This is a genomic window from Streptomyces griseicoloratus (genome assembly GCF_014534645.1).
GTDB lineage: Bacteria > Actinomycetota > Actinomycetes > Streptomycetales > Streptomycetaceae > Streptomyces > Streptomyces griseicoloratus.
Genome location: NZ_JACVQF010000238.1, coordinates 191,785 through 206,992, shown reverse-complemented (window position 1 = coordinate 206,992; position 15,208 = coordinate 191,785). Strand labels below are relative to the sequence as shown.

At 67.0% G+C, this 15,208-nt stretch carries 13 protein-coding genes and 1 pseudogene; 5 read left to right on the top strand and 9 right to left on the bottom strand.

The annotated features are described in order from the left end of the window. Positions 1 to 153 precede the first annotated feature (153 nt). A complete protein-coding gene (mshA, locus tag H0H10_RS38455) occupies positions 154 to 1,491 on the top strand; it encodes a D-inositol-3-phosphate glycosyltransferase (protein WP_188185858.1) in 1,338 nt (445 codons plus the stop codon). Continuing rightward, positions 1,484 to 1,990, top strand: coding sequence for a type III secretion system chaperone family protein (locus H0H10_RS38450; RefSeq protein ID WP_188185857.1), 507 nt, complete (start codon positions 1,484 to 1,486; stop codon positions 1,988 to 1,990). Before mshA ends, H0H10_RS38450 begins: the two co-directional genes overlap by 8 nt. Before the next feature lie 69 nt (positions 1,991 to 2,059). Here the strand turns inward: H0H10_RS38450 and H0H10_RS38445 are convergent, their stop codons facing one another. Next, complete coding sequence (locus tag H0H10_RS38445; RefSeq protein WP_188185856.1) at positions 2,060 to 2,866, bottom strand: helix-turn-helix transcriptional regulator; 807 nt, start codon at positions 2,864 to 2,866, stop codon at positions 2,060 to 2,062. Between the two features lie 49 nt (positions 2,867 to 2,915). Here H0H10_RS38445 and H0H10_RS38440 point away from each other — a divergent pair, with 49 nt between their 5' ends. Further along, the gene (locus H0H10_RS38440; RefSeq protein ID WP_373566967.1) at positions 2,916 to 3,344 is read left to right on the top strand and encodes a DUF2000 family protein; all 429 of its coding nucleotides are present in this window, start codon (positions 2,916 to 2,918) and stop codon (positions 3,342 to 3,344) included. 32 nt (positions 3,345 to 3,376) lie between these two features. Here H0H10_RS38440 and H0H10_RS38435 read toward each other — a convergent pair whose 3' ends face one another. Next, entirely contained in the window at positions 3,377 to 4,639 is a 1,263-nt protein-coding gene (locus tag H0H10_RS38435; RefSeq protein ID WP_188185854.1) for an MDR family MFS transporter, read from the bottom strand. 153 nt (positions 4,640 to 4,792) lie between these two features. On the opposite strand from H0H10_RS38435, the gene H0H10_RS38430 reads away from it, so the two are divergent. Then, on the top strand, positions 4,793 to 5,554 hold the full coding sequence (locus tag H0H10_RS38430; RefSeq protein ID WP_188185853.1) for a phosphoglyceromutase: 762 nt from the start codon (positions 4,793 to 4,795) through the stop codon (positions 5,552 to 5,554). Positions 5,555 to 6,201: 647 nt separating this feature from the next. Here H0H10_RS38430 and H0H10_RS38425 read toward each other — a convergent pair. The 7 genes and pseudogenes from H0H10_RS38425 to H0H10_RS38395 form a co-directional block, all read right to left on the bottom strand. Next, positions 6,202 to 7,428 carry a tyrosine-type recombinase/integrase gene (locus H0H10_RS38425; RefSeq protein ID WP_188185852.1) on the bottom strand — a complete coding sequence of 409 codons (1,227 nt, stop codon included), beginning with the start codon at positions 7,426 to 7,428 and terminating at the stop codon, positions 6,202 to 6,204. Then, positions 7,428 to 7,667 carry a helix-turn-helix transcriptional regulator gene (locus H0H10_RS38420; protein WP_073934353.1) on the bottom strand — a complete coding sequence of 80 codons (240 nt, stop codon included), beginning with the start codon at positions 7,665 to 7,667 and terminating at the stop codon, positions 7,428 to 7,430. Before H0H10_RS38420 ends, H0H10_RS38425 begins: the two co-directional genes overlap by 1 nt. Continuing rightward, a pseudogene (locus H0H10_RS38415) lies at positions 7,660 to 8,328 on the bottom strand (replication initiator); the annotation flags it as partial. The pseudogene H0H10_RS38415 and the gene H0H10_RS38420, both read right to left, overlap by 8 nt. Before the next feature lie 442 nt (positions 8,329 to 8,770). Beyond that, positions 8,771 to 11,161, bottom strand: coding sequence for a hypothetical protein (locus H0H10_RS38410; protein ID WP_188185851.1), 2,391 nt, complete (start codon positions 11,159 to 11,161; stop codon positions 8,771 to 8,773). After that, positions 11,158 to 12,483: an alpha/beta fold hydrolase gene (locus H0H10_RS38405; RefSeq protein ID WP_223181045.1), complete on the bottom strand. Its 1,326-nt coding sequence runs from the start codon at positions 12,481 to 12,483 to the stop codon at positions 11,158 to 11,160. Before H0H10_RS38405 ends, H0H10_RS38410 begins: the two co-directional genes overlap by 4 nt. Before the next feature lie 191 nt (positions 12,484 to 12,674). Continuing rightward, complete coding sequence (locus H0H10_RS41380; protein WP_373566968.1) at positions 12,675 to 13,175, bottom strand: ribosomal protein L7/L12; 501 nt, start codon at positions 13,173 to 13,175, stop codon at positions 12,675 to 12,677. A gap of 17 nt (positions 13,176 to 13,192) precedes the next feature. Beyond that, positions 13,193 to 13,759 (bottom strand): hypothetical protein, encoded by a 567-nt coding sequence (locus tag H0H10_RS38395; protein WP_309142003.1) that lies wholly within the window; start codon positions 13,757 to 13,759, stop codon positions 13,193 to 13,195. 199 nt (positions 13,760 to 13,958) lie between these two features. On the opposite strand from H0H10_RS38395, the gene H0H10_RS38390 reads away from it, so the two are divergent. Then, a complete protein-coding gene (locus H0H10_RS38390; protein ID WP_223181044.1) occupies positions 13,959 to 15,206 on the top strand; it encodes an NsdA family TPR-like regulatory protein in 1,248 nt (415 codons plus the stop codon). The last annotated feature ends 2 nt before the right edge of the window (positions 15,207 to 15,208 follow it).

The following is a 15,208-nucleotide window of genomic DNA, read 5'->3' as shown; positions in this document are numbered from 1 at the left end:
ACGCACCCGATCCTCGAACGGTTGAGCGAAGATCGGTAATGATTCGGCAAAGGCCGGGAAACCGGAAATGGAGCGTGGTCATCCGGCGTTCGCACCCCTTGGAGGGCGTGGCTCGTCCTCCGACCGGCATGCCCGCAGCGAGGAGGAACGGCCGTGAGCCAGTACGTCAGCAGGCTCGGGCGTCGCTCTCCGGCGGCCTCCCCGCGGCTGCGACTGCACCGCAGGCCCCGCCGTGTCGCCATGCTCTCCGTGCACACCTCCCCGCTCCACCAGCCCGGCACCGGCGACGCCGGCGGCATGAACGTCTACATCGTGGAGCTGGCCCAGCGCCTCGCCGCGATCAACATCGAGGTCGAGATCTTCACGCGCTCGACCACCGCCGCTCTCCCGCCGGCCGTCGAACTGGCCCCCGGCGTCCTCGTCCGGCACGTCGACGCCGGCCCGTACGAGGGCCTGGCCAAGGAGGACCTGCCGGCCCAGCTGTGCGCCTTCACGCACGGCGTGATGCAGGCGTGGGCCGGGCACCGCCCCGGCTACTACGACCTGGTCCACTCCCACTACTGGCTCTCCGGCCACGTCGGCTGGCTCGCCGCCCAGCGCTGGGGCGCCCCCCTGGTGCACGCCATGCACACCATGGCCAAGGTCAAGAACGCCAACCTGGCCGACGGCGACACCCCCGAGCCGGCCGCCCGCGTCATCGGCGAGACCCAGATCGTCGCCGCCTCCGACCGGCTGATCGCCAACACCGCCGAGGAGGCCGACGAACTGGTCCGGCACTACGCCGCCGACCCCGCCAAGGTCGCCGTCGTGCACCCCGGCGTGAACCTCGAACGGTTCCGCCCCGCCGACGGCCGTGCCGCCGCCCGGGCCCGCCTCGGACTGCCGCAGGACGCCCTGATCCCGCTCTTCGCGGGCCGCATACAGCCCCTGAAGGCCCCCGACGTGCTGCTGCGCGCGGTCGCCGTCCTGCTCGGCGAACGCCCGGAGCTGCGCTCCCGCATCGTCGTCCCCGTCGTCGGCGGCCCCAGCGGCAGCGGCCTCGCCAAGCCCGAGGGGCTGCAGAAGCTCGCCGCGCGGCTGGGCATCGCCGACGTCGTACGTTTCCGGCCGCCCGTCGGCCAGGAGCAGCTGGCCGACTGGTTCCGGGCCGCGTCCGTGCTGGTCATGCCCTCCTACAGCGAGTCCTTCGGCCTGGTCGCCATAGAGGCGCAGGCGACCGGCACGCCGGTGCTCGCGGCCGCGGTCGGCGGCCTCCCGGTGGCCGTGCGCGACGGGCAGACCGGCCGCCTCGTCCAGGGCCACGATCCCGCCGCCTACGCGCGCGTGCTGCGCGACTTCGCCGACAACCCGGAGCTCCCGGCCCGGATGGGCGCCGCGGCCGCCCGGCACGCCCAGTCCTTCGGCTGGGACAGCGCCGCCGCCGCGACGGCCGACGTCTACACGGCAGCGATCCAGTCCCACCGGCGTCGCGTACGCTCCCACCATGGCTGAGTCACAGAAGGCGAAGGCGGCGCAGGTCGTCGAGGGCGCCCTGCAGGACGCCGAGCTGGAGTGGGAGAGCCCCGAGCCCGGCAACTACGTCGTGAAGCTCCCCGGCACCCGCAAACTGTCGACGACGGTCTCGCTCCTGATCGGCCGGCACTCCCTCTCCCTGAACGCCTTCGTCATCCGCCACCCCGACGAGAACGAGGCGGCCGTCCACCGCTGGCTGCTGGAGCGCAACCTCAAGCTGTACGGGGTGAGTTACGCCGTCGACCGGCTCGGCGACGTCTACGTCACCGCCAAGCTGCCGCTGGCCGCCGTCACCGCCGACGAGATCGACCGCCTCCTCGGCCAGGTCCTGGAAGCCGCCGACGGTGCCTTCAACACCCTGCTGGAGCTGGGCTTCGCGACCGCGATCCGCAAGGAGTACGCGTGGCGGGTGTCGCGCGGGGAGTCGACGCGGAACCTGGAGGCGTTCGCCAACCTCACCCGGCGTCCCGCCGACTGAACTCCTGGCCTGCCCTCTGGCCGACGTGCCGCCGACCGAGCCGCCGGCCGGCGTCCCGCCGGCAGACCCCTACGACGGCCGGCGCGAGCTGTCCCGGTAGCGCCCCGGAGTGACGCCCACGAGCCGCTTGAAGTGCCGGGTCAGATGGGCCTGGTCGTAGAAGCCGGTCTCCGTGGCCACCTCGGCCGGCGCCCGCCCCGAGAGCAGCAGCCGGCGCGCTCGCTCGATCCGGCGGGACATCAGGTACTGGTGCGGGGCGATGCCGTACGCCGTGCTGAACGCCCGCACCAGGTGCGCCGGGTGGGCGGGCACCAGCGCGGTGGCCTCGTCCAGCGTGAGCCCCTGGACGACCCGTTCGTCGAGCAGCTCGCGCAGCCGCCGGGCGAGCGCGGGGTCCCGGTGCGGGGAGCCCCGGTGGTCCCCGGGCCGCAGCCGCTTCCGCAGCCGTTCGCCGATCAGCGTCAGCCGGCTCTCCGCCTCCAGTTCGTCGCCGGGACGGGTGAGCGCGGCGTGCACCTGCCCGACGCGCCGCCGCAGCACGGGGTCGCGCAGGTCGGGCCCGTCCACCGCGGCCCCGATCAGGTCCTCGCCCAGCAGGGTGGCGTCCAGGTACAGCACCCGCTTGCGGAAGCCGTGCGGCGTGGCGGGGGAGCCGTTGTGGGGGACGTGCGGGGGCAGGAGCGACACCGTGTCGTGCGGGGTACCGTGCTCGTGCCGGTCGAGGTCGTACCGCACGGCCCCGTCGTCGACGATGAGCAGCGTCCACGCCTCGTGGACGTGCATCGGATAGGCGTACTCGGTGTAGTGGGCGTGGAACACCTCGACGACGCCCGGGACACGCGGGCGCCAGGCGGAGACGTTCCGCTGCGGGGCCATGCAAAGAACGTACAAGACCCCGCCCCGCTACGGGCGGCAGTCTCGTTCCATGAACGACGCAGAGCCCATCCGCTTCGACACCAAGATCGCCGTCCTGCTGCGCGAGGACCTGGAGACCTGGCAGCGCCTCAACGTCACCGCCTTCCTGGTCAGCGGCCTGAGCACCCAGGTCCCGGAGGTGATCGGGGAGCCGTACGAGGACGCGGACGGCGTCCCCTACCTGCCGATGTTCCGCCAGCCGGTGCTGGTCTTCGAGGGCACGAAGGAGACGCTGACGCAGGCCCACGCGCGCGTGCTCTCCCGCTCCCTGCCCCGCGCGGTGTTCACCTCCGACCTCTTCGCCACCGGCAACGACCGCGACAACCGGGCGGCGGTACGGGCCGTGCCGACGGCGGAGCTGGACCTGGTGGGGCTCGCGGTGTACGGGCCGAGGAACGCGGTGGACAAGGTGCTCAAGGGCGCACGGATGCACCCCTGAGCCCTGAGTCCGAGCCCCGGGACCGTGGGCGGTCAGGCCGCGCTGACCTCGGGCTTCGCGGGCGCGGGCGTCTCGGGGGACACGGTCTCCTCGGCGGGCAGCCGCCGCATCAGGGCCCCGTACCCGACCGCCGCGACCGTGCCGATCACGGCGCACAGCCCCCACAGCCACTCGGCGCCGTACCGGTCGATGACCAGGCCGGACATCACCGGGGCGACGAGGGAGGCCACCGCCCAGGACATCGTGTACATGCCCTGGTAGCGCCCGCGCCCGTGCACCGGGGACAGCCGGACGACGAGACCGGTCTGCGTCGGGGCGTTGACGATCTCGGCCAGCGTCCAGACGCAGACGGTGAGGGCGAAGACGCCCACCGAGCCCGCGAAGGCCGTGAGCCCGAAGCCGTACCCGGCCAGCAGCGAGGAGACGACGAGCAGCCGCTTGGGGTCCCGGTGCTCGATGAACCGCGTGACCGGGATCTGGAGCACGACGATCAGCACGCCGTTGACCGCGATCGCCATGCCGTAGTCAGCGGGTGTGAACCCGGCCTCGCCCATGGCCACCGGCAGCCCCACCGAGCCCTGCTGGAAGATCACGGCGATGAGGAAGGACAGCCCGACGACGCCCATGAAGCGCCCGTCGCGCAGCACGGTGCCCAGGGAGATGGCCGGCTCGGCCTCCGCGGCCGTGCCCGTCACCTTGGCGGGGCGGGACTCGGGCAGCTTCACGAAGACGACGATCGCGCAGACCAGCGTCATCCCCGCCTCGATCAGGAAGCCGGCGAGATAGCTGAACTCGGCGATGAAACCGGCCGCCATGGAGGAGATCGCGAAGCCGAGGTTGATCGCCCAGTAGTTGAGCGAGAACGCCCGGATGCGGTCCTCCGGCCGCACGATGTCGGCCATCATCGCCTGCACGGCCGGTCGGGAGGCGTTGGAGGCCATGCCGACCAGGAAGGCGACGGCCGCGATGGCGAGGGGGTCGCGCACGAAGCCGAGCAGCGCGACGGAGACGGCGGTCGACGCCTGCGCGACGAGCAGGGTGGGCCGACGGCCGAGCCGGTCGGTCATCACCCCGGCACCCAGCGAGGAGATGACCCCGCCGAGCCCGTGCAGAGAGGCGACGAGACCGGCGTACGAGGCGGAGTAGCCGCGGTCGAGGGTCAGGTACAGGGCCATGAAGGTGGCGACGAAGCCGCCGAGCCGGTTGACCAGCGTGCTGGTCCACAGCCACCAGAACTCGCGGGGGAGGCCGGAGACCGACTCCCTTGCGGCACGTCTGAGACCGGCGACTGACATGGGACCCCCGAAACTGATGTAAGCGGCGCAGATGGTGAGCACAACTTACGAAAGATCGCTCCGCGAGGGCCACTCAATTAACACTTCCCGTCAACCGTCCGCCCACCGGGCGCCCCGCGCGGGCGCTCCGGAGGTTCGATTACGCTCGGAGCCATGGCCGACGCACCGTACAAGCTGATCCTCCTCCGCCACGGCGAGAGCGAGTGGAACGAGAAGAACCTGTTCACCGGCTGGGTGGACGTCAACCTCACCGCGAAGGGCGAGAAGGAGGCGACCCGCGGCGGCGAGCTGCTCAAGGACGCCGGCCTGCTCCCCGACGTGGTGCACACCTCCCTCCAGAAGCGCGCCATCCGCACCGCGCAGCTCGCCCTGGAGGCCGCCGACCGCCTCTGGATCCCCGTCCACCGCTCCTGGCGCCTGAACGAGCGCCACTACGGCGCCCTGCAGGGCAAGGACAAGGCCCAGACCCTCGCCGAGTTCGGCGAGGAGCAGTTCATGCTGTGGCGCCGCTCCTACGACACCCCGCCGCCGCCGCTGGACCGCGACGCCGAGTACTCCCAGTTCTCCGACCCGCGCTACGCGACGCTGCCGCCGGAGCTGCGCCCGCAGACGGAGTGCCTGAAGGACGTCGTCAACCGCATGCTGCCGTACTGGTTCGACAGCATCGTCCCCGACCTCCTCACCGGCCGCGTCGTCCTGATCGCCGCCCACGGCAACTCGCTCCGTGCCCTGGTCAAGCACCTCGACGGCATCTCCGACGCCGACATCGCGGGCCTGAACATCCCGACCGGCATCCCGCTCACCTACGAGCTCGACGCCGACTTCAAGCCGGTCAACCCGGGCGGCACCTACCTCGACCCGGAGGCGGCCGCGGCAGCGATCGAGGCCGTGAAGAACCAGGGCAAGAAGAAGTAAGCGGTACGGATCAAGCCCTCTGCCTGCGGGTTTCCCGTGGGCAGAGGGCTTGTTTCTGCACCGGGGCCGTCGCTGGGCCGTGAAAGGGATCCGGGGCCGCTGTCAAGCGTTCCCGCACGCCTCGGTGAATATCGATGTGCCCGGTATGCTGTTCGCGCCTTACCTGAACCTCCCCTGAACTCCGCATAGATGTGCGTGAGTTCCAAGGCTCCGGCCCGATCCGCGGGCCGGCTGGAGGAGAAGGGAGGCGGTAGAGGTGAGCCTTGAGAAGGACGAGCCTCGTAGGTGGACCAGCGCCGAGAGGTGGCAGGTCTGGCTTACGGGGGCAGGCCTCGTGGTGGCCATCGCTACCGGCGTGATGCAGTTCGCTCGATGAGCGAGTCACGCGCGAGGACGGTCGCGACCGGGAGCTGTACATGCAGCGAGCCCGGTCTGCTGGTAGGCGACCGGGCTCGTTGACTGCGAGAGGGCCTGGGTCTGGTTGCCGCCGGATCCAGGTCCTCGGTCGTCCGAGTGTGGCACTCAGACATTGCAATGCAATGTCTCACGACGCTGCTAATTCCATCAAGTTTTGTGACCTGATCCAGAGCCGCGCTGGCCCCTCTTTCCCGTCGCCGAGCTAGTTAAGTTGACTGAGAAGAGGTCTGTCACCTGCGGTCGAATACGGACGCCACTGCCTTGCGGGTACGTTCCTGACTCGAAGGCATGAGATGTGCGTACGCGCGGAGCGTCAGGCCTGGGTCCGAGTGGCCCAGGTACTCGGCGAGAGCCTTGATGTTCTCGCCCGCGTCGAGGAGCACCGAGGCGTAGAAGTGCCGCAGGGCGTGCATGCCGTTCTCGCGGGACTCGGCGTATGAGCCGCCCGGCTTCCGCTCGGGGATCACACCGGCCGAGGCAAGCGCCGGTTTCCACGCCTCCTCGTTGAGCGACGTACGCCAGACGTGCCCACCGCGTGGCCCGGTGAAAATGAGCCGCTTGGTCACCGGAGGACCGTCGGCGACCTTCCACGGCAAGGTGATCTCGACCGGCGGGAACCGCTTCATGTGCGCCCGGAGCGCATCGGCGACAGGGCCAGGAAGCGGCACGTCCCGCAGCTTGCCGCCCTTCGGCGGCGCGAACACAGCCTTGCTGCGACTCAGCTTCAGTTGCTGGACCACGCGGAGCGTGTCCGACTCGAAGTCGATCGCGTCGACAGCCACGCCCAGGATTTCGCCCTGGCGGAGCCCGCAGCCGCCGCCCAGGTCGACCATGGCTTGGTAGCGCTCGGGCATGGCGGCCCGGACGGCGAAGACCCGCTCGGGCGTCCAGGGCACGATGCGCTTGTTGTCGACGGTCGGCGGACGGACGGACCGGGCCGCACACGGGTTGCGGGGAAGGTGGCCGTCGTCCACGGCCGCGCTGAGCGCCGCGCGCACGTTGGAGTAGATCGTCCTGGCGTACGACCCGCGGATGCCGTTCTCCTGCAACTGCCGCACCCAGTCCCGGATGTGCGTCGGCTGGAAGGAGCCGAGCGGACGCGAGCCGAGGTAGGGGTAGGCGTGCAACCGTAGTTGCGACTCCATCGAGGCCTGGGTGTTCGGGTCGGCGCCCTGTGTGGCGACCCAGCGCTCGGCGTACTGCTGGAAGGTGATCCGGGCGGCGCGCGGGTCGATGTACTGCCCGCGCGCCATGTCCGCCTCGATGTGCGCCAGCCACTGATCAGCGAGCCGCTTCTGACGGTCGGGGAAGCTCTTGGCCTTCTCCGTGCCGTCCGGGCCGACGTAGCGAGCGCGGTAGCGGAGGCCGGATCCGTAGCGCTCGGTCTTGACCTTACGCACCTTCCCGTCCGGGCCGGTCTCGGTTCTGTACCAACGGTCTTGGACGTGCCCGGCCATCAGGCGGCAGCCCCTTCCCGCAGTGACTCGACCCAGGCTTGGACGTCCGCAGGGTCGTAGCGCAGATGTCGGCCGACCCGGAAGCCACGGGGACCGGTGCGCTTGCGGCGCCACTGGTAGACCGTCTCGACGCTGGGCAGATCGAACATCGCCACCAAGTCGTCAGGAGTCAGGTACCGCGACGGCAGACCACGCGGCTCGGAAGCTGCTTCCGCGACAGCGAGGCGACGGCTACCCATGGGTGGGCTCTCCTTCCGTTCCGGGGGCGGGTTCGAGGGTTTCGGCGAGCCAGGCTTCGGCGTCGGTGAGGCCGGTTCCGGCGTAGACCCAGTGCGCGAGGACGAGGGTCGTGTCCGGGTCGGTCCCGTCCGCTGCCAGGGCCTGTGCGCGGCGCCATTCGACGCGGGCGTCGCGGAGGGCGCCGAGGGTGGTGGAGTAGCGGCGGGACTTGGTGGAGAAGTGACCGCGGAAGCCGAGCATGTGGGCCCAGGCCCGCAGGCGGAGGTGTTCGAGGTCCTTGCGGGCGCCGAGGGTCCAGGCGGTGCGGATGAGCCGGCGGGCGTGGTCGCTGATGTCGATCTGGGCGAGTTCGGCGAGGAACCTCAACGGCCGGTCCAGAGCCCCCGTCGCGGTCTCGGCGCCCTTGGTGGCGTACTTGGCGATGTACGCGGCGACGGCCCGCTCGGTCAGCTCCTGGCCGCCGTCGAAGTCGGCCGAGCGGATGGTGCGGACGTCGAGCTGACGGCCGAAGGCGAAGGTGTGGGCCTGGCCGTCGATGACCGGGCCGTCCACGCGGGCGGCGGTGGCGGCGGCCCGGATGGCGTCGGTCAGCAGCTCGGCGGTGGCCCAGGCGGGAGGCGGGGTGTCGCCACCCCCGGGGCCGTCGAGGCGGATGACGGCGATCCGGCCAGTGGTCTTCCTGCCGATGGCTCACCGCCAAGGCGTCGATCTCCCAGCCTGCGCATACGACTTCGCGCCCCGCGCCACAGACTGAGTTACAACTTTCTCTACTGGTTCAAGGCGGCTCGCTCCGCTCCCCGCGCGGCCCGGCCCCCGGCCGGGCCTGCGCTCCTGTCTCCGCCCCGCTCCAGCCCGGCCGGCGCCCGTGCCGCGCACGCAGCAATCAGCAGCCTGATGCCAGAGAAGGGATACGGCGTGGCTGGGACGGCCGACTCCACGGCTTTACGGAGCCACTTTGGCGCGAGCCTCGAAGATCATGGCCCCAACGTCGTGCTTTACCGGGCAGGTCCACAGACTGCCCGACGCGCCGGAAGCTTACGGGGCCATGATCACTCGCGCCAAAGCAGCGCCACCCCAAAGCCGCTCCGCCGACCTTGCATCGTCACCGAATCTCGGTCAGCAATGCAGCGGCCTCTCTCCGGACAGTCAACGAAGGGTGATTCGCCACGAGCACCCCAATTGCTTCCTTTACTGAGTCTGGGACGCTGCGGTTTTGACTCATCTGGCGAATGACGAGAAGGGGAACCAAGATTCCTTCATCGCCCATCATTTCAACTAGACGATACTCCGCACTTTCCCTGAACTCCGATTGAGTCGCAGCAAAGAAAGAAAGAGCTCTAGCTGCATGGCCTCGTACTGCAGGTTCTGAATCATGGCTGAATTGCATGGCTTGCGCTAGCAGCCATGGACTGGCAATCGACGACGCAAGTGTGGCTACCGTACGCGATGCCTCCTCGCGCGACTCCGCTTCCCCGCTCCCGGACATCTGGGAGATTAGGGAGAACGTCTCCGGCTCACCAATCATTCGCCTAGATGCAAGGAACCGCAGAGCTGCAGGGAAAGGAACCACTACATCGCCGTCGAACGGTCCACCCTGCGATTGAAGCAAAGCGGCAGATTTGAGACGGAATACTTCAGCTACCTCAGGCGGAACTTCCGCCGACGAATAGGATAGCCTGTCGAACGCCCCGCTCTTGTCAGCCCTCTGAACTCTTTGGTCCACGAGGAATTCGGAGAGTGTGGGCCACAGCATTGTCGCATCAGCATAGATAATCAGGGCCGCAGCGACATCTGCCGGATCAAGTGCACGAAACGAAAAACGCCCTCGGGAAGCTTCTGACCTGATGCTAGCTAGTGCCTGAGTCACGATCTCAACTGAGGCAGAGGCTTCGGTATCACTCATAGCAGCACCGCCCATCGCGGCATTTACACGATTGGCTACGTCCTCCAGATCTTCGAGGACGGCGTGCTCGGGCAAAGTATGGCCACTCGTCAATGCCTCGAAAACACTGCGACTTGCAGCCATGCGTGAGCTGTTTGATCGGAAGAAGTCATTCCAACGCGATTTCGTTTGTGGCGAGACGTTCTCCCAGTTCAGATTCCGCAGGGAGCGACCAACGGCTTTGTCCCAGAGCTCGTCGCCCTGGTGTTCGTCTTGCGCAGCCTGAAGTAGAAGAAGTGCGATCTCGTCATCTTCCTCAGCGATGTTCGCTAGACGTGTGGCTGTCAGCCAGGCGGACTCAAGTCGCACGACGTCTAGTTGCGATGACCCGGGTGCCGGCTGAGCTCCTCCTGCTTCGATCACTCGGCAGGTCAAGGACAGAGCATTCCGAGCATCGCTTTGCGTCATTAGGTCCGCTGCGCCCCGTAGAACGCGCAACTCGGATGCTCGCAGCATGCGCGGCTCTGTGCGATTTTTCAGAATCTGCGTTGAGTCCTTCGCCAAAGCAGCCAAAGGACCGGAAGCGCGAATACGCTCAACCGCGAGATCGATCTCAGATTTCAAGTTGGCATGCCTGAGGAGGCGCAGTGCGTCAGCGACTTCGTCTGAGTCAGGACGCGCAGCACTCATGCACTGCACGAGTTTCATCAGTGCATGTTCCTTGCGGAGCCTGTAGACCGCCACATCACCTAGAAGCTCGTAATTCAAGGCCGCATGAAAGAGCGTGGGAGCGCCCCTGCCGCCAATCGTACGAGTCTGACTGCGGAACATGCGATTGAATGATGCCTCAACGAATTTTGAGTACTCAGATGCTCGCAGCTGATCAATCTTGGACGCCTGATTTGACTTCGGAGTGCGCACTAGCTGCTGCCATGTAGGAAGCGACGGTGGAAGCTCGTCGGCGCCATCGACGACAAGCCGCATGGGGACAAGGCTCCAAGCAGCATGTCGTAGGGCCGTGATTACGTGACGGAGGGACTCGGTATAACTGACCGAGGCCCCAGGGCTCATCGGAAACTCCGAGAAGTCAGAGTCTTCAATCTCGTCAAGCAGGCTCAAGATCTCCGTCGTTTGAGAAATGTGATCTCTGCCTGAATCGCGGAAGCGAAGACACTGCTGCTGCAACAGGGATGCTCGGACTAGCTTTCCCTCGGGTGTTTCCACAGTTGTTTTGCCGAGGAGACCTTCAAGAATTCTTCTACATTTCTCGTACTCGTCCAGTTCAGCTGCCGCACAGCAGGCAAGAAGACCGAGTGCGCACGATCGGGCAAGATCAATTGATTCTTCAGATTGAATCTCTTCGACGAGTCCGTCGAGGCCTACTCGAATCCCCTGGTTGGTCAGGCTCATTTCGGCGCTACGCACGCCTTGGTCAATACTGACAGATCCCTCTGCCTCCTCCATTGAATAATGAGACCAGCGGCTAGGGTCGCCGGACACAATCCCGGCCAGCTGCGCGTATGGTGCAGCGTCGTATTCGGGGTTTCTGAAGTTAGGATGGGGGGCGATGTCAAGCGGGCGCAGCACTGCAACAATCCACGCCAGATTCATAGCGGTTTCCTCCCTGGAATATCATAGGGGTCTGGCGCGAGGTCCAGCACTCGGTCAATACGTGAACCGTCCCGCATGTGTACCGACTTGCGCTTAATGGCAGCCTGAATCCACGTGGTCATGATTGTGTAGAGCTGAATAGCGTCTGGAACCCCTTCTACGTAGAAGGAGCCTTCAATGTCTGCTGGCAACCATTCGATAATGACCGTTTTGGCCTCTGGCCAGCGTGCACCTACCGCGCAAATTCCGACAAAGATCTTTCCGCCGCTACGCACATGCTCGGCATACACTTTCAATACCGTGCCCTGCGTGGAAGAGTTCTCCTGCAGGACTGCATCTGCGGATCTCACTGTGATAAGCACGTCGACAGGAGCGTCGGGGTAGTTCCACTTATCAACGACTGATATGGATGCTGAGCTCAGCTGTTCTCGCACCGAGTGATAAACGCTTTCCCACTGAGTCCCATGGAAGTCGGTGCGCAACTCTGAAACGATGACAGTAGATGGATTCGCTTGATATAGGGAGCGATGCGCCTGATCATCAATCTGAGTGTTGACGGTTACAGCTTGCTGGATAGGCGGGTCGCTGTCAGCTGCTGTTTCCAGGAGCAGCCGGCGCAAGGTCGCGTAGGACCTATGGTGGCGAGAAGTAGGCTTGATGATGGTGAAGTGGTCCCCGGGAAGCGCCCCTACTTCCGGAAAGGAGCCCTGAGCTGACGCCCTGGGCACGATGTTGTCTTCTGCTCCTGCGTAGACGGAGAAGGGGATTGGGCATGTCCTCTCCCCGACTATTTTAGCGTTGACTACGTCTCGAATTACTGCCGCATGCGTGTCCCGGATCTCCTCGTTCAGCGTGCGCAAATCCCGCTCCTGAGGGTGGGACCCCAATAGATCGCGACGCAATTGGCGTGCAAAATCCGAGCCTGCATTTGGAGTAGCGAACAAAACCACTCGCCGGATACGCTCCAGTTCGGCGCCTCGCCCCTGGTTAAGCATACGTTGGAGATAACGCTGTACCACCAGGCCGCCCATGCTGTGGCATACGAGAACCAGTCGACGATATCCGGCTGCTTCTGTCTCCAAAAAGGTTTGCAGGACGTCCGCGATAGTACTCAGGGTTGGGAGGCGACGGTCTGGGCGCCAGAAAAGAGACCGGGGTACATGCGTGGAGTACTCCAAATGGAGCACATCGACTGACTGGAGTTCGTCGTCTTCCGAGATCCTCTCGTCAAAGTTTCGCCACGTCGCCGCCTTCGAAGCGAACCCGTGGACGAATACAGCAGCCAGCCGATCTTGCTCACCCACCGCACGCCCCCATGACATCCGTCAAACAGGAAACATACTCCCCAGCGGGACGGCTTAGCGAGATGGTCGAGTCCGTGTGCCGGGGCAGGTTGGCCTGCTGCAGAGTGTCAGCTGAACCGTCTGCTCGCTGAACCACGCGCAGGCCAAGCCGCACCACAAACGCACCAGATCGAGGGGGCCAGCGGGAAGTCATGGTGAAGCGGCCCTTGCTAGACGACACCCACCTGGGCAAAGAGGTGATCCCGGGACCGGCCCCCCGAAGCGTCCCTCGCGCTAAAGGGGGACCTCCAGGCTCCAGTTCGGCCGTGTCCCGGGCCGTCCCTGGGCCGTCCGAGGCCGCTCAACAGTGGCCAAGGACGACCAACGACGACCACCAGGAGCGCGAGCCCACGGCCCATGAGCAGCGAAAACGCAGATCCCCAAGATCCCCGACAACACCCAGGGCAAGAAGAAGTAACAGCCCACCAGTGAGCCCCCTGCCTGCGGTTTCTCCGCCGAGCGGGGGGCTCCGGCTTTTGCCTCACCTCTGCCTGCGCGCCCGCATCACGGAGTGTCGCAACCGCGGTCTCGGCAGTCTCTTCGGGCATGCCGTCGAGGATCACGACAGGAGCTTGATCCACCAGGACCTTGCTGCGCCAGAGGCTCAGTCCGGTCAGCCGACGTACGACCTGTGCGACGTCCAGCACGCGAGCGCCGGGGTCGGTGAGCACCACGTCAGCCGCTGCGCTCAGGGCTCTGGGACGGGATCCGGATGACCCTCCGCCGGCGAGGACATTTCCGCGTCCTCTGCCATCCGATGGGCTCCGGCTGAGATCAGCCGGGCGACGCTCAGTGGAGGGCAGAGTGTGGCGGCCGACGGCATCGGGACCGACCAGTAAGAGGCGGTCGCGTGTTCAGGGCAGTCCGCGATGTCCAGTCGTGGCACCCCGAGATAGGTGCCGTGGCCGAGGCAGGCCACGTCGTGCACGCGCCAGTCTTCTGCCGCCGCACGCCACGTCGTCGGCATGCTGCCGTGCACGAGAGCGTAGTACCGGGGTCCGTACGGATCGCAGATGACCGGGCCGCCCTCCAGTGCCTCCTCGAGGAAGGCGTCGACCTCCCGTGGATCGGCGGTGGCTGCCACGGCGTGCACGAGCCGTCCGGGGATCCGAACGGCCGAGAACAGCGTGCCGAGAGGGAGCAGGGTGACCCCCTGCTCCTGCCACTCCCTGCGGGCCTGACCGGGGGACGCGTGTGCGGACAGCAGCCACTGTTCGGCGGCCGGCCGCCGGCCCGCATCGGAGTGCACGATCACGCCGGGCTCCACCTCAACCCGTCTCGGCGCTCCTCGCGTGCTCGTCCTGGGTACCTGCATCGCGTTTCCTGCGCTTTCCGTAGTCACACGGTGATGGTGGGTGCGCGGAAAGGTGGAGAACCAGGCCGCGCTGTGGCCATGTGCGGCCACGTTGCGGCCATGGCCGGAGGGGAGCGTGATGACACCGCAGACTGGGCGCATGGGTGGTCGCAACGATGCGCTGCGGGCGGCGAGGCTCCGAGTGGGCTGGCGCACCGTCGAGCAAGCCGCTGCCCGGCTTACCGAGCACGGGCAACAGTTGCTGGACGATCGGCACTTCACTGTCTCCGCGCGTACGTGGCGCCGATGGGAGGGTGAACGGCCCGGCTGGCCGCCCGAGGAGACCGCCGTCGTCATCCACGACGCGCTCGGCCGCTGGCCGGAGGACCTTGGGTTCACCACGCCGGCCGGGTGGATCCGTCCGGAGCACCACGAAGAGGAGCAGGTGAAGCGCCGCACGTTCGTCTCCGTCACTGCTGCGGCGCTCGTCCCTGGCCCGGTCGCGCCGCAGTACGTCGATCCGGCTCTGATCGACTACTTCCAGCAGCAACTGGAGGGGCACTACAGGGCCGACATGTTCCTCGGTCCGCACGACCTGATCGGAACCGTCTCCGCCCAGTACCAGCTCATCGACAAGCTGCTCCGCTCCGCGAAAGGCGAGACCCGGCGGGGACTGCTGCGAGTTGGCGCCGCCTATGCGGCTCTGGTCGGCTGGCTGTACCAGGACGCCGGCGACATGGAGGGCGCGGCCTTCTGGCGTGGCGTCACCCAGGAGATCGCCGTACGCTCCCGGGAGCCGCACCTGATCGGCTACGCCCTCGTCAACCAGGCCCAGGTCCGCACGGACCTGGGCGACGGCCAGGCAGTGGTCGACCTGTGCGAGGCCGCCCTGGAGGACTCACACCGCCTGGCACCGAAGGTACGCATCATGGCGATACAGCAACAGGCCCACGGAGTCAGCCTCATCGGCGACCGGAAAGCCGTCGACCAGCTCATCGACCAGGCAGACTGCCTGCTCCCACACGTGGACGACGACCTGCCCTGGGGCAACGCCTGCCGCCGCACACCGGCCTATCTCGAAGTACAACGCGCCACCTGCTACGGGCGGTTGGGCCTCGGGCAGGAGGCAGTCTCCCTGTGGGACCAGATCCTCGCCGTCATCCCTGAAACGGCCCGAAGGGACCGAGGTGTCTACCTCGCACGTCACGCCACGGCCGCAGCCACCGCAGGCGAGCCCGACCAGGCGCTTGAGTACGCGCGGACTGCCGTGGACATCGCCATGGAGACCGGGTCCGCCCGGATGCGCAGGGAACTGGGCGCCCTCCAGAAGGCGATGCAGCCGTGGCAGGATGCCCCGGTCGGCCGGGATCTGCGGGATGCCCTGGCACTCGTGACGGAGGGGAGCTGAGC